Source organism: Streptomyces sp. NPDC127100 (assembly GCF_042724095.1).
Classification (GTDB): Bacteria; Actinomycetota; Actinomycetes; order Streptomycetales; family Streptomycetaceae; genus Streptomyces.
Map to the genome: position 1 here is coordinate 43,234 of NZ_JBHXFL010000001.1, position 22,107 is coordinate 65,340.

A 22,107-nucleotide genomic window follows, 5' to 3' on the forward strand; every position below is an offset into this window, starting at 1 on the left:
TGCCGGCGTCGCTTCCCGCACGGCATGATCCCGGCATGACTGGCACTGGGGAAAACGCGGAACGGACGGACGCGACGGAGGGGCGGGAGGAGCACTACCGGCGCATGCGCGAGCGGCGGGTGGCCGTCCACCGCAGCGCCGAACGCCTGCTCGCCCGCCCTGGCTACGGCGCCACCCTGCGGGAGCGGCTCGCCCTGCTCGACGGGGCCGGGGAGCTCTACGACCTCGACGAGGCGTCGGACCTGTACGGCAACGGCGTCGTGGAGGCGCTGGAGCGGCGGACGGCCGCCCTGCTCGGCCACGAGGACGCCGCCTTCTTCCCGACCGGGACCATGGCCCAGCAGGTGGCGCTGCGCTGCTGGGCCGGCCGCACCGGCAACCCGGTGGTGGCCCTGCACGGGCTCGGCCATCCCGAGGTGCACGAGCGGAGCGCCTTCAGCAGGGTCAGCGGCCTGCGCCCGGTACGGCTGACCGACGAGCCCCGGCAGCCCACCGCCGGCGAGGTGCGCGACTTCGGGGAGCCGTTCGGCGCGCTCATGCTGGAGCTGCCGCTCCGGGAGGCCGGCTACCTGCTGCCCACCTGGGAGGAGCTGACCGAGGTGGTCGGGGCAGCCCGGGAGCGCGACGCGGTGGTGCACTTCGACGGCGCCCGTCTGTGGGAGTCCACCGTGCACCTCGGCCGCCCGCTGGACGAGATCGCGGGCCTCGCCGACAGCGTGTACGTCTCGTTCTACAAGTCCCTCAAGGGCTACGGCGGCGCCGCCCTGGCCGGCCCCCGCACCCTGGTGGAGGAGGCCAGGGCCTGGCGGCACCGCTACGGCGGCAACGTGTTCCAGCAGTTCCCCACGGCCCTGTCGGCGCTGGCCGGCCTGGAGCGCGAGCTGCCCCGGCTGCCGGAGTACGCGAGGCACGCGCGCGTGGTGGCCGCCGCGCTGCGCGAGGGCTTCGCGGCGGCCGGGCTGCCGTGGGCGCGGGTGCACCCCGAGGTGCCGCACACCCACGAGTTCCAGGTCTGGCTGCCGTACGAGGCCGACGTCGCCGGCGAGGTCGCGATCCGGCAGGGCGAGGAGACGGGCACCCTGCTCTTCGGCCGGCCCTGGGACGCGACCGGGCCGGGCATCGCCGTCACCGAGGTCGGGATCGAGGCGGACGGCCTGGAGTGGACGGCGGACGACGTGAAGGCCGCGGTCGCGGACTTCGCCGCGCGGCTGCCCCGCTGACCCGCCCGCCCTCATGGCGGATCGCCCTCTCCGGGCACGGGGACAAGGGGCCGGTGCGCGGGCTCCGCGGCGTCCCGCCGGTCCCAGGCCGCTCCGGCCGGGCCGGCGGTGCCGCGCCGATTGACGGCGCCGGTCAATCGGCGGCGGCGTTGTCGGTGGTGGCGTGCACCATGGGGGCATGAGCGTGCGCATCGACATCGCGGGGCTGCGGCCGGAGAGGGTCGCCGTCGTGCCCTCGCCCCTGGGCGAGCTGTGCATGGCGCTGCACGCGCTCTCCGAGCCGGCCCACCACCCGGGTCTCCAGGGCTGGGTGACCGGGGCCTCCGCCCGGCTCGACCCGCACCTGGCCGACCGGATGTGCGAGGCCGACTTCCTGTGGCGGACGACGTTCTCGGACCTGTTCATGCCGTTCGCGGGCATCCCGGGCCGCACCACGCTGCCCGGCGCCACCCTCGCCGAGGACCTGGACCTGCTGGACAAGCTGTCGGACGAGCAGTTCGTGGACGCGGCCCTGGAGTTCACCTGCGCCCTGCCGTACGGCACCCGGGGCGCCTCCGCGCTCACGGACGCCGCGGTGCGCCGGCGCGCCCTCGACCTGGCCGCCGCGCGCGGGCCGCGGCAACTGCGGTTCAGTGAGCGGCTGCTGGCCGACCCGCCCCGGATCCGGGCCTGGCTGCGCCAGTTCCTGCAGGACTGCGACGAGGCGTTCTTCTCGGACGCGTGGGCCCGGCTGCGCCACCAGCTCGCGGCCGACGCCCGGCACAAGACCGAGCTGCTGCGGCACCGGGGCCTGGCCGAGGCGCTGGCCGCGGTGTCCCCGGCGGTGGCGCTGGACGAGGCGGCGGGCGTGATCACGGTCGACAAGCTCGGCGACGGCCGCACGGCCACCGGGGACGGCGGCCTGATGCTCCTGCCCACCAGCTTCGGCTGGCCGCACCTGTCGGTCCTGCACCGGTACGGCTGGCAGCCCGTCCTGCACTACCCCGTCGGTGCCGCCGAGCCGGTCTCCCCGCCGTCCGTCGAGCAGCTCACGCTGCGGATGTCGGCGCTGTCCCACCCGGTGCGGATGCGGATCTGCCGCCACCTGGCCCGCAGCGCGTACACCACGAGCGAGCTGGCGCAGGCGCACGGCGTGACGGCCCCGGAGATATCCCGGCACCTGGGGGCGCTGAAGAAGGCGGGCCTGATCACCACCCGCCGCCGCGGCCGGTACGTCCTGCACCAGCTGGACGTGACGGTGGTGGCCCGGCTGGGCAGCGACTTCCTGGAGGGCATCCTGCGGTAGCCCGGCGCCGCCCGCGCGAGCGGTCAGTCGAGACGGATGTGCCGCAGCCCCACCCCCGTCTGCCGCAGCCGCGTCCGCAGCGCGCCCTCGTCGTTGGGCTCCAGAGTGAGCCCGGCCAGGACGGCGATCCGGTCGGCGGTCCTCGGGACGGTCGTGCGGTCCGTCCACAGGTGCTCGGCGAACTCCGGCTCGCGCAGCCGCTCCAGACAGTGGTCGAGCCGCTCCACGGCCCAGCTCTCGCGGCGCAGGCCGGAGGTCTTCCCGGTGACGTACTTCAGGAGGTGACCGAAGCCCCTCTCGCGCAGCCGCCGCAGGACGGTCTCCCGTTCGGCGAGGAGGGTGAAGTGGCGGACGTCGTGCCCCAGTTCGCGCAGTCGTCCCACGGTCTCGGCGAAGTACGCCGGCTCGGTGACCGTCATGGGGGCGATCACCACGCCGTCGTGCCGGGTGAGGGCCAGGTCGAGGACCTCCACCACCCCCTGCCGCCAGGACACCAGGTCCTGGAAGTCGCCCCGCAGCCCGGGCGGCAGCATGCGGTGCAGCCCGAAGCCTGCGAACTCGGGGTCGCAGACGACACTGCCGGGCAGCCGGCGGCGTATCTCGTGCGCGGTTTGTGTCTTGCCGCCCCCGAAGGGCCCGTTGATCCACAGGAGCATGCGCGGCACCCTACCGACGCCGGGCCCGCGCCGGGGCGTGCTCAGCCGTGTCCGCCGCCGGCCCGCACCAGCCCGGTCTCGTAGGCCAGGACCACGACCTGCACCCGGTCCCGCAGTCCGAGCTTGGTGAGGATGCGGCCCACGTGGGTCTTGACGGTCGCCTCGGACAGCACGAGACGGGCCGCGATCTCCCCGTTGGACAGGCCCTGCGCGACCAGCACCATCACCTCGCGCTCGCGCTCGGTGAGCCGCTGGAGCTCCGCGTGCCGGGGCTCCTGCCCGGTGGCCGGCAGCATCGGCGCGAACCGGTCGAGGAGCCGGCGGGTGGTGGACGGGGCGACGACCGCGTCACCGCTGTGCACGGAGCGGATCGCGGCGAGCAGCTCACCGGGCGGCACGTCCTTGAGCATGAAGCCGGAGGCACCGGCCTTCAGCGCCGAGAAGGCGTACTCGTCCAGGTCGAAGGTGGTCAGGATCAGCACCTTCGGCGCGGCCGGGTCCACGCAGATCCGGCTGGTGGTCTCCACCCCGTCGAGCTTGGGCATGCGGACGTCCATCAGGACGACGTCCACGGCGGTGGAGCGCAGCACCTCCAGGGCCTCGACGCCGTCGCCCGCCTCCGCGACGACCTCCATGTCCGGCTGGGCCGCGAGCACCATCCGGAACCCGGTGCGCAGCAGCACCTGGTCGTCGACGAGCATCACGCGGATCGTCATCGGGGCCTCTTCCGTTCTCCGGCCGGAGCCCGGCCGGGGTGTGTGACAGGTGTCAACGCCGTACGTGCGTACGGGCGCGGAGGTCAGTGTGCGGGTTTCAGCGGCAGCAGAGCGCTGATGCGGAACCCTCCGCCGGGCCGCGGGCCCGCGTCCAGGGTGCCACCGACCATGCCGATCCGTTCCCGCATCCCGATCAGCCCGTGGCCCTGTCCGTCGAAGCCGCCCTCCTCGTACAGCTCGTGGGGGGCGCCCTTGCCGTCGTCCTCGACGAGCAGGCCGAGCCCGTCGTCGAAGTAGACGAGCCGCACGCTCGCGCCCGCGTTGGGACCGCCGTGCTTGCGGGTGTTGGTGAGTGCCTCCTGCACGATGCGGTACGCGGTCAGCTCGACGCCGCTGGGCAGCGGGCGCGGGGTGCCCTCCACCTTGAAGTCGACCGGCAGCCCGGAGGTGCGGCACTGCTCGACGAGGTCCTCGATCTGCTGGACGTCGGGCTGCGGAACGTACTCGCCGGCCTCCTGGTGCTCGCCGGTGCGCAGCACGCCGAGCAGGCGGCGCATCTCGGCTAGAGCCTGCCGGCCGGTGGAGGAGATGGTCTCCAGGGCCTTCTTCGCCTGGTCGGGGGCCGCGTCCAGGACGTAGGCGGCCCCGTCGGCCTGCACCACCATCACCGACACGTTGTGCGCGACGACGTCGTGCAGCTCCCGGGCGATCCGGGCCCGCTCGGCGGCGACCGCGACCTTGGCCTGCGCCTCGCGCTCCTTCTCCAGCCGGGCGTTGCGCTCCTCCAGCTGGGCGAAGTAGGCGCGGCGGGTGCGGATGGAGTCGCCGAGCACCCAGGCCAGGGCGAACGGCACCGCCTGGAAGACCGTTATGGCGATGTTGCCCGCTATGCCGGTGTTCTCGCTGGGCCAGCGCAGCTGGGCGAGGGGCGCGGCGCACAGGCCCGTGGTGAGCGCGACCCGGGAGGCCCAGCGGGCGCCGGTCGCGGCGACGGTGTAGACGATCACCAGCAGCGCGAAGTCCGCGGACATCGTCGGGACGTCCAGCGCGAGCTGGCACGCGCCGAGTCCGACGGCCAGCAGCAGCATCTTCTCCGGCATGCGCCGGCGCAGCGCGATCACCAGGCACAGCAGCACGATGAGCGGGACGACCAGCGCCGTGACGTCCTTCCCCTGGGCCTCCTGCTGCGTGGTCACGGAGATCGCGGAGATCCCGAGCAGGGCGAGGGCCCAGAAACAGTCGACACCGATCGGGTGTCTGCGGAGGAAATCGTAGAGGCGCTGCACGTAACCCAGCGTAGGGAAGGGCGATAGGTGCAGGGGTCAACCGGAGGGCCGATCCGCGTCCGCCGCGCATACTCCGCAAGGTGGAGGCTCCGCTCACCTGTGCGCCTAGCCTGGGTCTGTGACGGCGAGGACAGCGGGGACGGCGGAGACCGGCGGGACGGACGGGGCGGACGGGGCGAGCTGGGCGGGCGGCGGCTGGCGCGGCTGGCGGGAGGCCACGGAGGACGCCCTGTACGGGCCGGCGGGGTTCTACCGCGGGCCCGAGGGTCCCGCCGGGCACTTCCGCACCTCCGTGCACGCGTCGCCGCTGTTCGCGGGCGCCGTGGCGCGGCTGCTGTGCCGGGTCGACGAGGCGCTGGGCCGGCCCGCGTCGCTCGCCTTCGTGGACATGGCCGCCGGGCGGGGCGAGCTGGTCACCGGTGTGCTGGCCGCGCTGCCCGCGGACGTGGCCGCCCGCACGCGCGCGTACGCCGTGGAGGTCGCCGGGCGGCGCCCCGACGGGCTCGACCGGCGCATCGAGTGGCTGCCCGGGCCGCCGCGGGGGGTGACGGGGCTGCTGTTCGCGAACGAGTGGCTGGACAACGTGCCGGTGGACGTCGCGGAGGTGGACGCCGCCGGCGTGGCACGGCGGGTGCTGGTCCGGGGCGACGGGACGGAGCGGCTCGGGGAGCCGGTGGACGGGCCGGACGCCGAGTGGCTGGCACGCTGGTGGCCGCTGCCGCGCGAGGAGGGGCTGCGGGCCGAGATCGGGCTCCCCCGGGACACCGCGTGGGCGTCCGCCGTCTCCACGCTCGAACGGGGGCTGGCGGTGGCCGCCGACTACGCCCACACGCTGGACACCCGCCCGCCCTTCGGAACGCTCACCGGCTTCCGGGAGGGCCGCGGGACGACGCCGGTACCGGACGGGACGTGCGACATCACGGCCCACGTCGCCCTGGACGCCTGCGCGGCGGCGTACGGCACGGGAGGCACGGCGGGCGGCGCCGACCGTGCGGGCGACGCGGGGCACCGGACGGGTGCCGTGGGGTGCGAGCCGGCGTGCGCGCCCCCCGGCGCGCGGTTGCTCCCCCAGCGCGACGCCCTGCGCGCCCTCGGGGTCGCGGGCGCGCGCCCCCCGCTCGCGCTGGCCGCCACCGACCCGGCGGCGTACGTGCGCGCCCTCGCGCGGGCCTCCGAGGCCGCCGAGCTGACCGCGTCCGGCGGGCTCGGCGACTTCGTGTGGCTGCTCCAGCCGGTCGGGCCCGTCGACGCCGCGCGGCTACTTGTCGATGTCCCCGACGACGAAGAACAGTGACCCCAGGATCGCCACCATGTCCGCGACCAGCGTCCCGGGCAGCAGCTCCGTCAGGGCCTGGATGTTGTTGTACGAGGCCGAGCGCAGCTTCAGCCGGTACGGGGTCTTCTCGCCCTTGCTGACCAGGTAGTAGCCGTTGATGCCGAGCGGGTTCTCGGTCCACGCGTACGTGTGCCCCTCGGGCGCCTTCAGCACCTTCGGGAGCCGCTGGTTGACCGGCCCGGGCGCCAGCCCGGCCAGCCGGTCCAGGCAGGCGTCGGCGAGGTCGAGGGCGTTGTGCGTCTGCTCCAGGAGGCATTCGAAGCGGGCGAGGCAGTCGCCCTCGGTGCGGGTGACGACCTTCAGGGTGTCCTGGAGCTCGCCGTAGGCGAGGTACGGCTCGTCGCGGCGCAGGTCGAAGTCGACGCCGGAGGCGCGCGCGATCGGCCCGCTGACGCCGTACGCGTGCACGGCCTCGGCGCTCAGGGTGCCCACCCCGCGCGTCCGCCCGCGGAAGATCTCGTTGCCGAGCACCAGGTCGTCGAAGACGCCCATGCGGGAGCGCACGGCGGCGACGGCGGCACGCGCGCGTGCGGTCCAGCCGGACGGCAGGTCCTCCTTGAGGCCGCCGACGCGGTTGAACATGTAGTGCATGCGCCCGCCGGAGACCTCCTCCATGACGTTCTGGAGGACCTCGCGCTCCCGGAACGCGTAGAAGACCGGGGTGATCCCGCCGAGTTCCAGCGGATACGAGCCGAGGAACATCAGGTGGTTGAGCACCCGGTTCAGCTCCGCGAGCAGCGTCCGCGTCCACACCGCGCGCGGGGGGACCTCCATGCCGAGCATGCGCTCCACGGCGAGGACGACGCCCAGTTCGTTGGAGAACGCGGAGAGCCAGTCGTGCCGGTTGGCCAGCACGATGATCTGACGGTAGTCACGCGCCTCGAACAGCTTCTCCGCGCCGCGGTGCATGTAGCCGATCACCGGCTCCGCGCTCGTGATGCGCTCTCCGTCCAGGACGAGCCGCAGCCGCAGCACGCCGTGCGTGGAGGGGTGCTGGGGGCCGATGTTGAGCACCATGTCGGTGCTCTCCGCGGCGCCGCCGATACCGACCATGGTCTCCGTCGTAGGAGTCATGCGCCCAGTGTCCCCTACGTACGCTGGGTCCATGGAGACGGGGAGCCCTGATCACACGGGCACGGCGGGCGGGGCAGGGGCGGCGGGGGCCGGGGCGGGCACGGCGGCGGACGGACCGGTGTGGACCGGGCTGCCCCCGGGACTGCTGCGGATGCGGCGGCTGTTGCTTGTGGTGTGGCTGGGGCTGCTCGCCCTCGCCGCGGGTCTTCTGCCCGGCCTGCTCGCGGGCCCCGGCTGGGCGGCCTTCGCGCTGCTGCCGCTGGCGGTGCTGGCCTGCGGCTGGGTGATGCTGGAGCGCAACTGGCGCTCGTGGCGGTACGCCGAGCGCGCCGACGACCTGCTGATCACCCGGGGCGTGCTGTGGCGTGAGGAGACCGTCGTGCCGTACGGCCGGATGCAGCTGGTCGAGGTGACCTCCGGGCCCGTCGAACGGTACTTCGGGCTGGCCAGCGTGCAGCTGCACACGGCCGCCGCCGCGACCGACGCGACCATCCCCGGCCTGGACCCGGCCGAGGCGGAACGCCTGCGCGACCGGCTCACCGAGCTGGGCGAGGCCCGATCGGCGGGGCTGTGACCGCGGGCGCCGGGGAGGCGGTGGCCGAGCGCCGGCTGCACCCGGTCACCCCGCTGCGGCGGGCCTGGGCGCCGGTCGCCGTGATCGTCGGGTGGGCCGTCCACGACCCCGACCAGGCACAGCGCCAACTGGCGCGGCTGACCACGACCACGCTGCTGATCGGCCTCGCCGTGCTGATCCCGGCCGCCGCCCTGTACGGCTTCCTGACCTGGTGGTTCACCCACTTCGCCGTGACGGACGCCGAGCTGCGCATCCGTACCGGCCTGCTGTTCCGGCGCACGGCGCACATCCGGCTCGAACGCATCCAGGCGATCGACGTCACCCAGCCCCTGCTGGCCCGCGTCGCCGGGGTCGCCAAGCTGAAACTCGACGTCATCGGCACCGCCAAGAAGGACGAGCTGGCCTTCCTGGGCGCCGCCGAGGCGCGGGCGCTGCGGGCCGAGCTGCTCGCGCGCGCGGCGGGCTTCGCGCCGGAGACGGCGCACGAGGTCGGCGAGGCCCCGTCCCGGCACCTGCTGCGGGTGCCGCCCGGTGTGCTGGCCGTCTCCCTGCTGCTGACCGGCGCGACCTGGGGCACGCTGGCCGCCGCCGTGGTCGTGCCGACGCTGCTCTGGTCGGCCACCCACAGCCTGTGGACGGTCCTGGCGACCGCCCTGCCGCTGCTGGGCGCGGCCGGTGCGAGCAGCGTGGGGCGGTTCGTCGGGGAGTACGACTGGACGGTGGCCGAGTCGCCGGACGGGCTGCGCCTCGACCACGGGCTGCTGGACCGGGCCCACGAGACGGTGCCGCCGGGCCGGGTGCAGACGGTGCGGATCGTGGAGCCGCTGCTGTGGCGCCGGCGGGGGTGGGTCCGGGTGGAGCTGGACGTGGCCGGGTCGTCGAACTCCGTGCTGGTGCCGGTCGCCCCGCGCGACATCGCCGAGTCGGTGGTGGCACGCGTGCTGCCCGGCGCGACGGTGCCGGCGCCGTCGGCGCTGTCGCGTCCGCCGCGGCGGTCCCGGTGGTGCCTGCCGCTGTGGTGGCGCGGCCAGGGCCTGGCCGTCACCGACGCGGTGTTCGCCGCCCGCCGCGGGCTGCTGCGGCGGAGCCTGGCGCTGGTCCCGCACGCCAAGGTGCAGAGCGTCCGCCTGACGCAGGGCCCCTGGCAGCGGGCCCGGCGGGTCGCCGACGTACGGGTGGACACGGGGGCGAACAAGACCGTGACCGCGCGGCTGCGGGACGCCGGCGAGGCGGCGGAGCTGCTGCGCGGGCAGGCGGAGCGCTCCCGCACGGGGCGGCGGGACGCGCTGCCGGACCGGTGGATGGCGTGACCCGGACCGGTGACGGCGTCCGCCGCCGGGTCCGCTCCGGTCAGGAGGCCGCGCTGCGCAGCCCCTGTACGTCGATCTGCTCGGTCTCGTCGTGGGCCGTCAGGTCGATCACCTGACCCACCCCCCGGGACTCCTCGCCGGCCGGCTTGAAGGCGGCCTCCGTCTCGGCCTTGTGCAGGGCGAGGGCCTCCTGGCCGACGACGTCGGCGAGGTCCTCGTTCTGCACGGCCTCCAGGGCGGCGGGCGACGCCGTCGCGTCCTTGGTGCCGAAGAAGTCGAAACCGCCCTCGACCACCGGGCGCCGCGCGGGAGCGGCCGGCACGACGGCCACCGCGGCCGGCACCGTGTAGTGCCGGCCGGGCTGCCGCGCGGACGGCTGCTCGGCGGACTGGTCGGCCTGCCCCGGCCGGTCGGGCAGGTCGTCCGACCGGCCCGGCGCGGTGGTGGGCGCGGCCTCGTGCCCGTCGGCCCCCTCGGGCTGTCCCTGCGCCTCGTCCTCCGGCACGGGCTCGGCCGCCGCGGCGCTCTCGCCGCCGCCGTTGCCGCCGCCGTCACCGTCGTCGCCGCCGTCGTCGTCACCGCCGGCGGGCTCACGGTCCTCTCCGGCGAGCGTCTCGTCGTCCTCGAACCGTGCCAGCGCGGCGCTCGCCCGCAGGAACAGCCGGGAGCCCGCCGGCGAGAAGACGGCAGGCGCCACGGGCGTCTCCCCGGCGGCCTCCGCGGACGCGGCGGCCCGCGGGTCCCCGGTCTCCGCCGGGCGCGTCTCCTCCACCGGGGCCGGCCGGGCCGCGGGCAGCGCGCGTGTCGCCGGCGCGGCCTCGATCTCCAGCAGGCGGCGGCCCTCCAGCGCGCTGGCGCGCTCGGTCTCCGCGGTGGCGTACCGGCGCAGCAGGGAAGCGTGCTCGTTGCGCAGGCCCGCCAGCTCGGTGCGCTTGGCGCGCAGCCGGTGCTCCAGCTTCATGCGCAGCTCGCGCGACTCCTCGAGGTCGGACTCCAGTTCGGCGACCCGTTCCTCGTAGCGCCATTCGTCGCTCGCACGCGCGCGCGTGAGGTCGGCGACGCGTTTGCCGGCCTGGGCGTCCCAGTGACGCATGACGACCGCACCGGCGACCGCCGTCACCGCGGCGGTCGCGGCGAGCGCGCGGAGGACCACCGCCTCGCCGAACACCCAGGGGCCGAGTGCGCAGACGACCGAGACGCCTGCGATCGCCGACGGAGGAAGCAGTCTGTGCAGAGGCGGGGAATGACGGTGACGTCCACGTGGCATGGCCAGAAACTTACCGCGCGTAGGCGAATCTTGGCGCCCCGCCCCGTAAAAACACGGCCGTCTCCGACGCGTTCACACGGCATCAGGATTCCACTTGCCCGCCGTCGCCGAATTAACTCAAGATCATTTCGAGGAAAATCCGCGCGGCGCCCGGCGGCCCCGCGTCAGCGGGCGTCCAGCCGCCCGCCGATCCACTGCAGCGCCGCCGGGATCTCGCGCCGCCAGGTATTGAAGTTGTGCCCGCCCCTTTCGAGGATGATCGACGAGATCCGGGTCGGCTTCTTCTCCTTCACCCGCTCTATGAACTTCAGCGTGTCCTTGTAGTTCGTCTCGCCGGACCTGCTGCTGGTGACGAGCAGCGAAGTGGCGGGCGCGGGCATGTGCTTGACGTACCACCAGAGATCGGCCCGGTTCCGCAGTTCCTTGTTGCCCTGGAACAGATCGCCGGTCGTCGGGTCGCTCGGGGCGTCGTAGTACGCCGACAGGCCGACTCCGGCGGCGTAGACGCGGGGATGGTGCAGGGCGAGCTTCAGCGCGCAGTACCCCCCGGTCGAGTTGCCGACGATGCCCCAGCTGCCCGGTTCCCGGCCCACCCGGTAGTGGGCGAGGACGGCCTCGGGAAGGTCCCTGGCGAAGAACGACTCCGTCTGCGGGCCGCCCGGCACGTCCACGCACTCCGTGTCGCGCGGCGGTGCCACCGTGGGCCGCAGCATCACCAGCACCATCGGCTGCATGCGGCCCTCCTCGGCCAGGTCCCGCGCCGTGCGCGGGTAGTGGAGCTTGCTCACCAGCGCCTCGGTCGTCCCCGGGTAGCCGGTCAGGACGACGGTCGCGGGGAACGTACGGGTGCGGTACCGAGGCTGGAAGTACTCGGGGGGCAGGTACACCTCGGCGGGCGTCGCGATGTGCGTCGTACGGCCGACGATCCGGACGTGCTGGATCTGGCCGCCGATCTCCGGCCGGGCCCCGCCCGCCCGTGTCACCCGCCCCGTGCCGACCACCTGGAGCGGCCCGCGCGCGCCTGCCGAGTGGTCGACCACCACGCCCTGGCCGGTCTCCCGCCCGAACAGGTCGGCCCAGCTCGCGTAGAAACCGAAGGACTGGTTGGCGGCGAGGCCGACCGCGGCGAAGACCGCCAGCTGGGTGGCGAACAGCAGGCCTATCCGGCCCAGGACGGCACGCCAGCCCCGCCGTGCCAGGCGCGGCCACAGCCACACCGTGCCGGCGAACAGCAGCACGCCGGACACAACCGCCAGTGCCAGCACCTTGTTGCTTGTCAGACCCATGCCTCGCTACCTGCCTACGCTTTCCCGCGGGTTGCCCGGCCCCCCGTCGGGTTCGCGAGGGGTTGTCCCGTAACTTTCCCCGGCCTTTGAAGGGGCTTTGAGAAGGGGAGTGAACCTCTCCCCTCAAGACACCGTCCTAGAGGGCGCAATGTCGCCGGATGCCCGAAACGGGCCCGGATCCACGGTCTCTCGCAGAACTACGGGTGCGATGTCTGTCAGCACAGATGAGGAAATGTCGGGTGCGGTTCCGAGAATCGCGCCCAAGGCCGCCGTCCCCACGCGCGTGGGCCGGGTGCTGCGCGGTCCGCGCCCGGAGGCCGTGCCCGTCCTCGTCGGCAGGGCCTGCACGCTGGTCGGCCTGCTGAACATCGCCGCGGGCGTCTTCCCCCGCTTCCGGCACAGCCGCATGCACGCGTTCGCCGAGGTGCTGCCCGGCGCGTTCGGCCCGTTCGCCGCGGCGCTCTCGCTCAGCGCGGGCGTCCTGCTCCTGCTTCTCGCGCACGGGCTGAAGCGCCGCAAGCGCCGGGCCTGGCGGGCCGCCGTGGCCCTGCTGCCGCTGGGCGCCGCCGCGCAGTTCACCTACCGACATTCCCTCGCCGGTGTGCTCATCTCCCTGGTCCTGCTCGCTCCGCTGCTGCGCCACCGCGACCAGTTCGCGGCACTGCCCGACCCCCGCAGCCGCTGGAAGGCGCTCGCCAACTTCGTCCTCATGGGCGCCGGTTCCCTCGCTCTCGGCCTGGTCATCGTCAGTGTCCACCCGCACCGCATGGTCGGCGACCCGAGTCTGGCCGACCGCATCGCCCATGTGCTGTACGGGCTGTTCGGCTTCGAGGGGCCGGTCGACTACCGGGGCAACACCTCCTGGACGGTGGCCTTCTCCCTCGGCGCCCTCGGCCTGCTCACCGCCGTCACCACCATCTACCTGGCCTTCCGTCCCGAACACCCGGCCGCGCGACTGACGGAGGACGACGAGACGCGCCTGCGCGCCCTGCTGGCCAAGCACGGCAGCCGCGACTCCCTCGGTCACTTCGCCCTGCGCCGCGACAAGGCCGTCGTCTTCTCCCCCAGCGGCAAGGCCGCCGTCACCTACCGCGTGGTCTCCGGCGTGATGCTCGCGAGCGGCGACCCGATCGGCGACGTCGAGGCCTGGCCGGGCGCCATCGAGCGCTTCATGGACGAGGCGCGTGCCCACTCCTGGACGCCCGCCGTCATGGGCTGCTCCGAGACCGGCGGCGAGGTGTGGACCCGCGAGACGGGGCTCGACGCCCTCGAACTGGGCGACGAGGCGGTGGTGGACGTCGCGGATTTCGCCCTCACCGGCCGCGCGATGCGCAACGTGCGCCAGATGGTCAAGCGCATCGAGCGCGCCGGTTACGAGACCCGGGTACGGCGCGTGGCTGACCTCGGCGAGGCCGAGCTGGACCGGGTGCGCCGCGCCGCCGACGACTGGCGGGGCACCGACACCGAGCGCGGCTTCTCCATGGCGCTGGGCCGCATCGGCGACCCCGCCGACGGGGACTGCCTGATAGCCACCGCGCACAAGCAGGACACGGAGCCCGGCGAGTACGGCGACCTCAAGGCGATCCTGCACTTCGTGCCGTGGGGCACCGACGGGGTCTCCCTGGACCTGATGCGCCGCGACCGCTCGGCCGACCCGGGCATGAACGAACTGCTGATCGTGGCCGCGCTCCAGGCCGCCCCGAAGCTGGGCATCGCGCGGGTCTCCCTGAACTTCGCCATGTTCCGCGCGGCGCTCGCGCGCGGCGAGAAGATCGGCGCCGGGCCGGTGCTGCGGGCGTGGCGCGGACTGCTGGTGTTCCTCTCGCGCTGGTTCCAGATCGAGTCGCTGTACAAGTTCAACGCGAAGTTCAAGCCGCGCTGGGAGCCCCGCTTCGTCGTCTACCGCGCCTCCGCCGACCTGCCCCGCATCGGCTTCGCCGCCATGCAGGCGGAGGGCTTCGTCACCCTCACGCCACCGCTCCCCCGCTTCCTGCGCCGCCGCGCGGGCGCACGGCGCCCGTGCGTGCACGGCCTCCCGGACCGGGAGGCCCGGACGGCGTGACGCCGGGCCGCCGGGGCCCCGCGGTCCGACTGCCCGCGGCGGCACGGCCACGAAGCCGCACGGGCCGCCGCAGGCACCCCCCACCGCCGCCGGAGGCATCCGCTCGCGGGGCCTACGCTGAACACATGAGCAAGCAGACCGGCCGCCGCCACCTGGCGGGACTGACCGCATGGGACCGCTGTGCGGTCATGGGGGTCGTCAACGTGACCCCCGACTCCTTCTCCGACGGCGGCCGCTTCTTCGACACCACGGCCGCCATCAAGCACGGCCTCGACCTCGTCGCCGAGGGCGCCGACCTCGTGGACGTGGGCGGCGAGTCCACTCGCCCCGGGGCGACCCGCGTCGACGAGGACGAGGAACTCCGCCGGGTCGTCCCGGTCGTGCGCGGCCTGGCCTCCGAGGGCGTCACGATCTCCGTCGACACGATGCGCGCCTCGGTCGCCGAACAGGCCCTCGCCGCCGGCGCCGCCCTCGTCAACGACGTCAGCGGCGGCCTCGCCGACCCCCGCATGATCCCCGTCGTGGCCGACGCCGACGCCCCCTTCGTCGTCATGCACTGGCGCGGCTTCCTGGAGGGCGGCAACGTCCGCGGCACCTACGCCGACGTCGTCACGGAGGTCGCCGGCGAGCTGCACGCGCGCGTGGAGGCCGTCCTGGAGGGCGGCATCGCCGCCGACCGCGTCGTCGTCGACCCCGGCCTCGGGTTCTCCAAGGACGCCGAGCACGACCTCGTCCTCCTCGCCCACCTGGACCGGCTGCTCGCCCTCGGCCACCCGCTGCTCGTCGCCGCCTCCCGCAAGCGCTTCCTCGGCCGCGTCCTCGCCGGCCCGCAGGCCGCCCCGCCGCCCGCGCGCGAGCGCGACGCCGCCACCGCCGCCGTCTCCGCGCTCGCGGCGCACGCCGGGGCGTGGGCCGTGCGCGTCCACGAGGTGCGCGCGACGGCGGACGCGGTACGCGTCGCACGCGCGGTCGAAGGAGCGCGGTGAACGCCCCGCACCTCGACGTCGAACAGGTCGAGGCCACCAACACCGCCTTCTACGAGGCCCTCGAGCAGGGCGACTTCGAGAAGGTGTCCGAGCTCTGGCTCACCCCGTCCGACCTCGGCATCGACGAGACCTACCACGACCCGGCGGACGCCGGTGTGGTCTCCTGCGTGCACCCCGGCTGGCCGGTGCTCACCGGCCGCGGCGAGGTCCTGCGCTCGTACGCGCTGATCATGGCGAACACCGACTACATCCAGTTCTTCCTCACCGACGTGCACGTCTCCGTCACCGGCGACACCGCCCTGGTGACCTGCACCGAGAACATCCTCAGCGGCGGCCCCGCCCCCCAGGGCGACGACGAGCTCGGACCGCTCGTCGGCCAGCTCGTGGTCGCCACCAACGCCTACCGGCGCACGCCCTCGGGCTGGAAGCTCTGGTCGCACCACGCCTCGCCCGTCCTCGCGGAGAGCGAGGACGAGGGCGGCGCGGACACCGAGGACACGGCCCCCTGAGCCGCCGGGAGCAAGAAGTGGTTGGAATCACGGACCGCCGGGTATGGGCGGCTACCAACCCGTGATCCACCGGGTCCGCCAGGGCAAAGGCACGGTGAAGGCTCCGCGCTTCCGCCCGGACCCGCGCCACCCGCGGCCCGGGACTGTCGGTGCCCGCGGGTAGATTCGACTGTGGCCGGCGCACCGCCCGCACGTGGTGCGCACCGGCCCTGACCGACGACTGCAGGAGTGATTCGTGTGGATCGTGTCGCGCTGCGCGGCCTGAAGGCCCGCGGGCACCACGGTGTGTTCCCCAAGGAACGCGAGGAGGGCCAGACCTTCCTCGTGGACATCGTCCTGGGCCTGGACACCCGGCCGGCCGCGGCCGACGACGACCTGGCGAAGACCGTGCACTACGGCATCGTGGCCGAGGAGGTCGTGGCCGTCGTCGAGGGCGAGCCCGTCGACCTGGTCGAGACGCTCGCCGAGCGCATCGCCCAGGTCTGCCTGAAGCACGAACGGGTCGAGGAGGTCGAGGTCTGCGTCCACAAGCCGGACGCGCCGATCACGGTGCCCTTCGACGACGTGACCGTCACCATCATCCGGAGCCGTGTATGAGTGTCCCCTTCACCGACGGTCCCAGCGACCCGACCGTCCAGCCGGTGCCCGCCTCCGTCGTCGAGAGGGTGGACGCCGCCGACAGCACGCTGTCCAACCCCAAGCGCGCCGTGATCGCGCTCGGCGCGAACCTCGGCAACCGCCTGGAGACCCTCCAGGGCGCCATCGACGCCCTGGAGGAGACCCCGGGCGTGCGGATCAAGGGCGTCTCGCCGGTGTACGAGACCGAGCCGTGGGGCGTCGAGCCCGGGACCCAGCCGTCGTACTTCAACGCGGTCGTGGTCCTGAAGACCACCCTGCCGCCGTCCTCGCTCCTGGAGCGGGCGCACGCCGTCGAGGAGGCCTTCCACCGCGTGCGGGACGAGCGCTGGGGCCCGCGCACCCTCGACGTCGACATCGTCGCCTACGCCGACGTCGTCTCCGACGACCCGCACCTCACCCTGCCCCACCCGCGTGCCCACCAGCGCGCCTTCGTCCTCGCCCCGTGGCACGACGTGGACCCCGAGGCCCAGCTGCCCGGCCACGGCCCGGTCGCCGGTCTGCTGGACGCGGTGACGCGCGAGGGCGTCGCGCCCCGCGCCGACCTGGAACTCCACCTGCCCGAGTAGTCGTTAAGGTCGAGACGACCGAAGTCCGCCGCCGGACGCCCGACGTCCGGGCGTGCGGCGGCCGGCGCATGAGCCGGACATCCGGGGGAGCGAAGGGGCACCGTGAAAGAGTTGCGCATCAGGATGCTGGCCGGCGTGTTCGTCGTCGCCGGGGTCCTGTCCTGGGCGGGCGCCCGCCTGTGGAACTCGATCGGGACCCTCCCGAGCGTCCCCCTCGCCGCCCCCATCGTGCTCGCGGTGATCGCCGTGATCCTGCTGGCCACGGCGCTCTCGATCCGCGCCCGGCTGAAGGCCCAGCGCGACCGCGTCCCCGGCGCCAAGGGCGTCGACCCGCTGATGGCGGCCCGTGCGGTCGTCTTCGGCCAGGCCAGCGCCCTCGTGGCCGCCCTGGTCGCCGGCATGTACGGCGGCACGGGCGTCTTCCTCCTGGAGTACCTCGACATCCCCGCCCGCCGCGACCAGGCCATCTACGCCGGCTTCTCGGTCCTCACCGGCATCGGCGTCATAGCGTCCGCCATGTTCCTCGAGCGGGTCTGCAAGCTCCCGGAGGACGACGACGACAACTCGGGCGCGGCCCCGACGACCTGATCCGCCGCGGCCCCGGCCGGACCGGCGCGCCGTGTCAGCGCGCCATGATCAGGCTCATCGCCTCGTTGCGGGTGGCGGAGTCCCGAAGCTGACCGCGCACCGCCGAGGTGATGGTCTTCGCGCCGGGCTTGCGGATGCCGCGCATCGACATGCACATGTGCTCGCACTCGATGACGACGATCACGCCGCGCGGCTCCAGGATGTCCATGAGGGAGTCCGCGACCTGCGTGGTGAGACGTTCCTGCACCTGCGGCCGGCGGGCGTAGACGTCCACGAGGCGGGCGAGCTTGGACAGTCCGGTGATCTTCCCGCTGGTGGACGGGATGTACCCGACGTGGGCGACACCCCGGAACGGCACCAGGTGGTGCTCACACGTGCTGAACACCTCGATGTCCTTCACCAGGACCATCTCGTCGTGACCGAGGTCGAAGGTGGTCGTCAGGACGTCCTCGGGCTCCTGCCACAGTCCCGCGAATATCTCCCTGTACGCCCGCGCCACCCGCGCCGGCGTCTCCCGCAGGCCCTCCCGGTCCGGGTCCTCGCCGACCGCGATCAGCAGTTCGCGCACGGCGTTCTCGGCCCGCTTCTCGTCGAACTCACCGATCGGGTCCTGGCCGTCCAGCGTCACGGGGTCGGTCATCTGGTGCCTCGTTCCTGTCTTCTCGCATGCCGGCATACGGAAATGCCGCGCCCCCCAAGGCTAGAACCTGGGGGGCGCGGCTTACATTCCGACCCTGATCGGTCGCGGGGAGGCCGTGATCAGCTCTCCGGGCGGTCCTCCGGGGCCCTCTCGGGTGCCGGGGCGGGCTCCGCCGTGGTGCTCTTGGCGGTGGAGATCGCCGCCGTCGCACCGTTCGCCCCGTTGGTCAACGCGAGCTCCTTGGGGGAGAGCACCGGCGGGCGGGTCGAGGGGGTGCGGCGGGAGGAACCGGTCCAGGCGGGCCGGGGCGGGCGCTTGACGATCGTCGCGAAGATCTCGGCGATCTCCTCCTTGCCGAGCGTCTCCTTCTCGAGCAGGGCGAGGACGAGGTTGTCGAGGACGTCGCGGTTCTCGACCAGGATCTCCCAGGCCTCGTTGTGCGCCGTCTCGATGAGCTTCTTGACCTCTTCGTCGACCAGCGCGGCGACCTCTTCCGAGTAGTCGCGCTGGTGCGCCATCTCACGGCCGAGGAAGGGCTCGGTGTTGTCACCGCCGAACTTGATCGCACCGAGACGCTCGGTCATGCCGTACTGCGTGACCATCGCGCGGGCCACACTGGTGGCCTTCTCGATGTCGTTGGCGGCACCGGTCGTCGGGTCGTGGAAGACCAGTTCCTCGGCCGCGCGGCCGCCCAGCATGTAGGCGAGCTGGTCGAGCATCTCGTTGCGCGTGGTCGAGTACTTGTCCTCATCCGGGAGCACCATCGTGTAACCGAGGGCACGGCCGCGGGAGAGGATCGTGATCTTGTGGACCGGGTCGGAGTTCGGTGAGGCCGCCGCGACCAGGGCGTGACCGCCCTCGTGGTACGCGGTGATCTTCTTCTCCTTGTCCGACATGATCCGGGTCCGCTTCTGCGGGCCCGCGACCACACGGTCGATCGCCTCGTCCAGCATGTGGTTGTCGATCAGCTTCTGGTCGCTGCGGGCCGTCAGCAGGGCGGCCTCGTTCAGCACGTTGGCCAGATCGGCACCGGTCATGCCGGGGGTGCGGCGGGCGACGGCCGACAGGTCGACGTCCGGCGCGACCGGCTTGCCCTTCTGGTGGACCTTGAGGATCTCCAGACGGCCCTGCATGTCCGGCCGGTCGACGGCGATCTGCCGGTCGAAACGGCCCGGGCGCAGCAGCGCCGGGTCGAGGATGTCGGGCCGGTTCGTCGCGGCGATGAGGATCACGCCGCCCTTGACGTCGAAGCCGTCCATCTCGACGAGCAGTTGGTTCAGCGTCTGCTCGCGCTCGTCGTGACCGCCACCCAGGCCGGCGCCGCGGTGGCGGCCGACCGCGTCGATCTCGTCGACGAAGACGATGGCCGGCGCGTTCGCCTTGGCCTGCTCGAACAGGTCACGGACCCGGGAGGCACCGACACCGACGAACATCTCGACGAAGTCGGAACCCGAGATCGAGTAGAACGGCACGCCCGCCTCGCCCGCGACGGCACGCGCGAGCAGGGTCTTGCCGGTGCCGGGCGGGCCGTACAGCAGCACGCCCTTGGGGATCTTGGCGCCCACGGCCTGGAACTTCGCCGGCTCCTGGAGGAACTCCTTGATCTCGTGGAGCTCCTCGACGGCCTCGTCCGACCCGGCGACGTCGGAGAACGTCGTCTTCGGGGTGTCCTTGGTGATGAGCTTCGCCTTGGACTTGCCGAAGTTCATGACCCGGGAGCCGCCGCCCTGCATCTGATTCATCAGGAACAGGAAGACGACCACGATCAGGACGAACGGCAGCAGGGAGAGCAGGATGCCGACGAACGCGTTCTGCTTGGACGGCGACACGGTGTAGCCGTCGGGGATCTGCTTGTCCTGGTACTTGTTCTGCAGGGTGCCGGCGATGGTCACGCCCTGGTCGCCGATGTAGCTCGCCTGGATCTTCGAGCTGCCCTTGATCTTCTCGCCGTCCTTGAGCTGGACCTTGATGGTCTGCTCGTCACCGGTGGTGAGCTTGGCCGACTCGACCTTGTTGTTGTTGATCGCCTGGACGACCTGGCCGGTGTCCACCGTCTTGTAGCCGCCGGACGAGCCGACGACCTGCATCAACACGACCACGGCAAGGACGGCCAGCACGATCCACATGACCGGCCCACGGAAGTATCGCTTCACGTCCATCCACACGGAGCGGTGCCGCCCCGTCCCTCCTGCCATAGTGAGTTTGATAAGACAGTTCTTCTGACGGTACCCCAGCCTGGTGGCCCGAAGCCGCACAGGACGGTCGACGTCCCGTCTGCATGCTCCAACGCCGCGGGGGCCGCCGGGGTTCCCGTTCCGCCCTACGAGGCTGTGCTAGCCACCGTAGACGTGAGGCGCGAGCGTACCGACGAACGGCAGATTCCGGTACTTCTCGGCGTAGTCCAGCCCGTAGCCGACGACGAACTCGTTGGGGATGTCGAAACCGACCCACTGCACGTCGATGGCGACCTTGGCGGCGTCGGGCTTGCGCAGCAGCGTGCACACCTTGAGGGAGGCGGGCTCGCGCGAGCCGAGGTTGGAGATCAGCCAGGACAGGGTCAGGCCGGAGTCGATGATGTCCTCGACGATCAGGACGTGCCTGCCCTTGATGTCGGTGTCGAGGTCCTTGAGGATCCGCACCACGCCGGAGGACTGGGTGCCCGCGCCGTACGAGGACACCGCCATCCAGTCCATGGTGACGGGGGTGGACAGCGACCGGGCGAGGTCGGCCATGACCATCACGGCGCCCTTGAGGACACCGACGATCAGCAGGTCCTTGCCCTCGTACTCCGCGTCGATCTTCGCGGCCAGCTCGGCCAGCTTCGCGTCGATCTCTTCCTTGGTGATGAGTACCTTCTCGAGGTCGGCACCCATGTCGTTCGCGTCCACCCGCATCACTTTCGGTCGTCCCACCGGCCACTCCGGATCACCCCGGTGACCCCGGTCGGGTCGGTGGGAGCTTCCGGATTCAGCCTTGCCGAATCACCAGTCTGCCACCCTGACGCCGGGCGACGACTTTGCCGGGGAGGTTGATGGCTCCCTGACCGCGCCAGCCGGTGATCAGCCGGTCGACTTCCTCGATGTGGCGGGCGAACAGCGCACCGGCCGGGGCGCCGGCCTCGATGGCGGCCCGGCGCAGGATCCTGCGGCGCACGGCGGGCGGCAGGGCGTAGAGCTTGGCGCACTCCAGGACGCCGGTGGCGTCGCGGACGCCGGCCTCGGCCTGGCGGGCCCAGGTGTCGAGGGCGTCGGCGTCGTCCCGGGAGAGCTGGGCCGTACGGGCGAGGGCCTCCACGACGCCCTTGCCGAGGGCCTTCTCCAGGGCGGGCAGGCCTTCGTGGCGCAGCCGGGAGCGGGTGTACGCGGGGTCGGCGTTGTGCGGGTCGTCCCAGACGGGCAGGGACTGGACCATGCAGGCCTTGCGGGCGGTCTGCCGGTCGACCTGGAGGAAGGGGCGCCGGTAACGGCCGCCGGCCCCCGAGACCGCGGCCATGCCCGACAGGGAGCGGATGCCGGAGCCGCGGGCGAGGCCCAGCAGGACGGTCTCGGCCTGGTCGTCGCGGGTGTGGCCGAGCAGGACGGCGGCGGCCCCGTGACGGGCGGCCGCGGCGTCCAGGGCGGCGTAGCGGGCGTCGCGGGCGGCGGCCTCGGGCCCTCCCTCCCGGCCGACGGTCACGGCGGTCGCCTCGACCGGGTCGAGGCCGAGCTCGCGCAGCCGCAGGACGACTTCCTCGGCGCGCAGGTCGGAGCCGGTCTGCAGGCCGTGGTCGACGGTGACGCCGCCGGCGCGGATGCCGAGCCGGGGGGCCTCGAAGGCGAGGGCGGAGGCGAGCGCCATCGAGTCGGCGCCGCCGGAGCACGCCACGAGCACGAGCGGCGCCGGCGGACGGTCGGGCGCGCGCTCGGCGGCCGTCCCGGCGGGGACGCCTGCCGTGGTGTTCAGTTCGGTCAGGATGTCGTGGAGGACGCGGCGGACCGCCAGGCGTATCGCCGCGACCGCAGGATGGGGACCCATGTCCGGTGCCCTTCATGAAGTTTTCGGGGGTGAGCCCGAGGTTCGGTCACGCAGAGTGTGTAGATGGTGACAGAAACGGGCCGTTCCCCGAGC

General features: G+C 73.1%; 21 protein-coding genes. 11 read left to right on the top strand and 10 right to left on the bottom strand.

The window, feature by feature from the left end; translation table 11 throughout:
- Nucleotides 1-35: 35 nt before the first annotated feature.
- Complete coding sequence (locus ACFWJB_RS00195) at nt 36-1,220, top strand: threonine aldolase family protein (protein WP_385458801.1); 1,185 nt, start codon at nt 36-38, stop codon at nt 1,218-1,220.
- Nucleotides 1,221-1,398: 178 nt separating this feature from the next.
- Nucleotides 1,399-2,505 carry a DUF5937 family protein gene (locus ACFWJB_RS00200; RefSeq protein ID WP_386919251.1) on the top strand — a complete coding sequence of 369 codons (1,107 nt, stop codon included), beginning with the start codon at nt 1,399-1,401 and terminating at the stop codon, nt 2,503-2,505.
- Nucleotides 2,506-2,528: 23 nt separating this feature from the next.
- On the opposite strand, the gene ACFWJB_RS00205 is transcribed toward ACFWJB_RS00200, so the two are convergent.
- The 3 genes from ACFWJB_RS00205 to ACFWJB_RS00215 form a co-directional block, all read right to left on the bottom strand.
- Nucleotides 2,529-3,161 carry an AAA family ATPase gene (locus ACFWJB_RS00205; RefSeq protein WP_385458805.1) on the bottom strand — a complete coding sequence of 211 codons (633 nt, stop codon included), beginning with the start codon at nt 3,159-3,161 and terminating at the stop codon, nt 2,529-2,531.
- Nucleotides 3,162-3,202: 41 nt separating this feature from the next.
- Entirely contained in the window at nt 3,203-3,877 is a 675-nt protein-coding gene (locus ACFWJB_RS00210) for a response regulator (protein WP_385458807.1), read from the bottom strand.
- Between the two features lie 83 nt (nt 3,878-3,960).
- The gene (locus ACFWJB_RS00215; RefSeq protein ID WP_385458809.1) at nt 3,961-5,163 is read right to left on the bottom strand and encodes a histidine kinase; all 1,203 of its coding nucleotides are present in this window, start codon (nt 5,161-5,163) and stop codon (nt 3,961-3,963) included.
- 118 nt (nt 5,164-5,281) lie between these two features.
- Between ACFWJB_RS00215 and ACFWJB_RS00220 the strand changes: the two genes are divergently transcribed.
- A complete protein-coding gene (locus tag ACFWJB_RS00220) occupies nt 5,282-6,457 on the top strand; it encodes an SAM-dependent methyltransferase (RefSeq protein ID WP_385458812.1) in 1,176 nt (391 codons plus the stop codon).
- Here ACFWJB_RS00220 and ACFWJB_RS00225 read toward each other — a convergent pair.
- Nucleotides 6,422-7,573 (bottom strand): NADH-quinone oxidoreductase subunit D, encoded by a 1,152-nt coding sequence (locus ACFWJB_RS00225; protein WP_385458814.1) that lies wholly within the window; start codon nt 7,571-7,573, stop codon nt 6,422-6,424. The genes ACFWJB_RS00220 and ACFWJB_RS00225 overlap by 36 nt on opposite strands.
- A gap of 31 nt (nt 7,574-7,604) precedes the next feature.
- Here ACFWJB_RS00225 and ACFWJB_RS00230 point away from each other — a divergent pair, with 31 nt between their 5' ends.
- Entirely contained in the window at nt 7,605-8,147 is a 543-nt protein-coding gene (locus ACFWJB_RS00230; RefSeq protein WP_385458816.1) for a PH domain-containing protein, read from the top strand.
- Nucleotides 8,132-9,457: a PH domain-containing protein gene (locus ACFWJB_RS00235; protein ID WP_385458923.1), complete on the top strand. Its 1,326-nt coding sequence runs from the start codon at nt 8,132-8,134 to the stop codon at nt 9,455-9,457. Before ACFWJB_RS00230 ends, ACFWJB_RS00235 begins: the two co-directional genes overlap by 16 nt.
- Before the next feature lie 40 nt (nt 9,458-9,497).
- Here the strand turns inward: ACFWJB_RS00235 and ACFWJB_RS00240 are convergent, their stop codons facing one another.
- Nucleotides 9,498-10,724 (bottom strand): hypothetical protein, encoded by a 1,227-nt coding sequence (locus tag ACFWJB_RS00240; RefSeq protein WP_386919255.1) that lies wholly within the window; start codon nt 10,722-10,724, stop codon nt 9,498-9,500.
- A gap of 164 nt (nt 10,725-10,888) precedes the next feature.
- The gene (locus ACFWJB_RS00245) at nt 10,889-12,010 is read right to left on the bottom strand and encodes an alpha/beta hydrolase (protein ID WP_385458820.1); all 1,122 of its coding nucleotides are present in this window, start codon (nt 12,008-12,010) and stop codon (nt 10,889-10,891) included.
- 232 nt (nt 12,011-12,242) lie between these two features.
- Here ACFWJB_RS00245 and ACFWJB_RS00250 point away from each other — a divergent pair, with 232 nt between their 5' ends.
- The 6 genes from ACFWJB_RS00250 to ACFWJB_RS00275 all read left to right on the top strand — a co-directional run bounded on the left by ACFWJB_RS00250 (nt 12,243) and on the right by ACFWJB_RS00275 (nt 17,360).
- Nucleotides 12,243-14,072 (top strand): phosphatidylglycerol lysyltransferase domain-containing protein, encoded by a 1,830-nt coding sequence (locus ACFWJB_RS00250; protein WP_385458822.1) that lies wholly within the window; start codon nt 12,243-12,245, stop codon nt 14,070-14,072.
- 125 nt (nt 14,073-14,197) lie between these two features.
- Nucleotides 14,198-15,058 (top strand): dihydropteroate synthase, encoded by an 861-nt coding sequence (folP, locus tag ACFWJB_RS00255; protein WP_386919257.1) that lies wholly within the window; start codon nt 14,198-14,200, stop codon nt 15,056-15,058.
- Nucleotides 15,055-15,567 carry a nuclear transport factor 2 family protein gene (locus ACFWJB_RS00260; protein WP_385458826.1) on the top strand — a complete coding sequence of 171 codons (513 nt, stop codon included), beginning with the start codon at nt 15,055-15,057 and terminating at the stop codon, nt 15,565-15,567. Before folP ends, ACFWJB_RS00260 begins: the two co-directional genes overlap by 4 nt.
- 237 nt (nt 15,568-15,804) lie before the next feature.
- Nucleotides 15,805-16,164, top strand: coding sequence for a dihydroneopterin aldolase (folB, locus tag ACFWJB_RS00265; protein WP_385458828.1), 360 nt, complete (start codon nt 15,805-15,807; stop codon nt 16,162-16,164).
- Complete coding sequence (gene folK / locus ACFWJB_RS00270; RefSeq protein WP_385458830.1) at nt 16,161-16,772, top strand: 2-amino-4-hydroxy-6-hydroxymethyldihydropteridine diphosphokinase; 612 nt, start codon at nt 16,161-16,163, stop codon at nt 16,770-16,772. Before folB ends, folK begins: the two co-directional genes overlap by 4 nt.
- 102 nt (nt 16,773-16,874) lie before the next feature.
- Nucleotides 16,875-17,360, top strand: a complete 486-nt coding sequence (locus tag ACFWJB_RS00275; protein ID WP_385458832.1) for a DUF3180 domain-containing protein — start codon at nt 16,875-16,877, stop codon at nt 17,358-17,360.
- A gap of 34 nt (nt 17,361-17,394) precedes the next feature.
- Here the strand turns inward: ACFWJB_RS00275 and folE are convergent, their stop codons facing one another.
- The 4 genes from folE to tilS form a co-directional block, all read right to left on the bottom strand.
- Nucleotides 17,395-18,000, bottom strand: a complete 606-nt coding sequence (folE, locus tag ACFWJB_RS00280) for a GTP cyclohydrolase I FolE (protein WP_385458834.1) — start codon at nt 17,998-18,000, stop codon at nt 17,395-17,397.
- Nucleotides 18,001-18,119: 119 nt separating this feature from the next.
- Nucleotides 18,120-20,159: an ATP-dependent zinc metalloprotease FtsH gene (gene ftsH, locus ACFWJB_RS00285; protein ID WP_385458925.1), complete on the bottom strand. Its 2,040-nt coding sequence runs from the start codon at nt 20,157-20,159 to the stop codon at nt 18,120-18,122.
- Nucleotides 20,160-20,333: 174 nt separating this feature from the next.
- Nucleotides 20,334-20,894 (bottom strand): hypoxanthine phosphoribosyltransferase, encoded by a 561-nt coding sequence (gene hpt / locus ACFWJB_RS00290; RefSeq protein ID WP_385458927.1) that lies wholly within the window; start codon nt 20,892-20,894, stop codon nt 20,334-20,336.
- Between the two features lie 73 nt (nt 20,895-20,967).
- Nucleotides 20,968-22,014 carry a tRNA lysidine(34) synthetase TilS gene (gene tilS, locus ACFWJB_RS00295; RefSeq protein ID WP_385458836.1) on the bottom strand — a complete coding sequence of 349 codons (1,047 nt, stop codon included), beginning with the start codon at nt 22,012-22,014 and terminating at the stop codon, nt 20,968-20,970.
- Between the last annotated feature and the right edge of the window lie 93 nt (nt 22,015-22,107).

What these genes read in the sequence shown, in the direction of transcription:
- folP (WP_386919257.1), top strand. Translation starts at nt 14,198, where the DNA reads ATGAGCAAGCAGACCGGCCGCCGCCACCTGGCGGGACTGACCGCATGG.
- ACFWJB_RS00200 (WP_386919251.1), top strand. Translation starts at nt 1,399, where the DNA reads ATGAGCGTGCGCATCGACATCGCGGGGCTGCGGCCGGAGAGGGTCGCC.
- ACFWJB_RS00205 (WP_385458805.1), bottom strand. Translation starts at nt 3,161, where the DNA reads ATGCTCCTGTGGATCAACGGGCCCTTCGGGGGCGGCAAGACACAAACC.
- tilS (WP_385458836.1), bottom strand. Translation starts at nt 22,014, where the DNA reads ATGGGTCCCCATCCTGCGGTCGCGGCGATACGCCTGGCGGTCCGCCGC.
- hpt (WP_385458927.1), bottom strand. Translation starts at nt 20,894, where the DNA reads ATGCGGGTGGACGCGAACGACATGGGTGCCGACCTCGAGAAGGTACTC.
- ACFWJB_RS00250 (WP_385458822.1), top strand. Translation starts at nt 12,243, where the DNA reads ATGTCGGGTGCGGTTCCGAGAATCGCGCCCAAGGCCGCCGTCCCCACG.
- ACFWJB_RS00240 (WP_386919255.1), bottom strand. Translation starts at nt 10,724, where the DNA reads ATGCCACGTGGACGTCACCGTCATTCCCCGCCTCTGCACAGACTGCTT.
- ACFWJB_RS00245 (WP_385458820.1), bottom strand. Translation starts at nt 12,010, where the DNA reads ATGGGTCTGACAAGCAACAAGGTGCTGGCACTGGCGGTTGTGTCCGGC.
- folE (WP_385458834.1), bottom strand. Translation starts at nt 18,000, where the DNA reads ATGACCGACCCCGTGACGCTGGACGGCCAGGACCCGATCGGTGAGTTC.
- ACFWJB_RS00230 (WP_385458816.1), top strand. Translation starts at nt 7,605, where the DNA reads ATGGAGACGGGGAGCCCTGATCACACGGGCACGGCGGGCGGGGCAGGG.
- ACFWJB_RS00225 (WP_385458814.1), bottom strand. Translation starts at nt 7,573, where the DNA reads ATGACTCCTACGACGGAGACCATGGTCGGTATCGGCGGCGCCGCGGAG.
- ACFWJB_RS00210 (WP_385458807.1), bottom strand. Translation starts at nt 3,877, where the DNA reads ATGACGATCCGCGTGATGCTCGTCGACGACCAGGTGCTGCTGCGCACC.
- ACFWJB_RS00195 (WP_385458801.1), top strand. Translation starts at nt 36, where the DNA reads ATGACTGGCACTGGGGAAAACGCGGAACGGACGGACGCGACGGAGGGG.
- folK (WP_385458830.1), top strand. Translation starts at nt 16,161, where the DNA reads ATGAGTGTCCCCTTCACCGACGGTCCCAGCGACCCGACCGTCCAGCCG.
- ftsH (WP_385458925.1), bottom strand. Translation starts at nt 20,159, where the DNA reads ATGGACGTGAAGCGATACTTCCGTGGGCCGGTCATGTGGATCGTGCTG.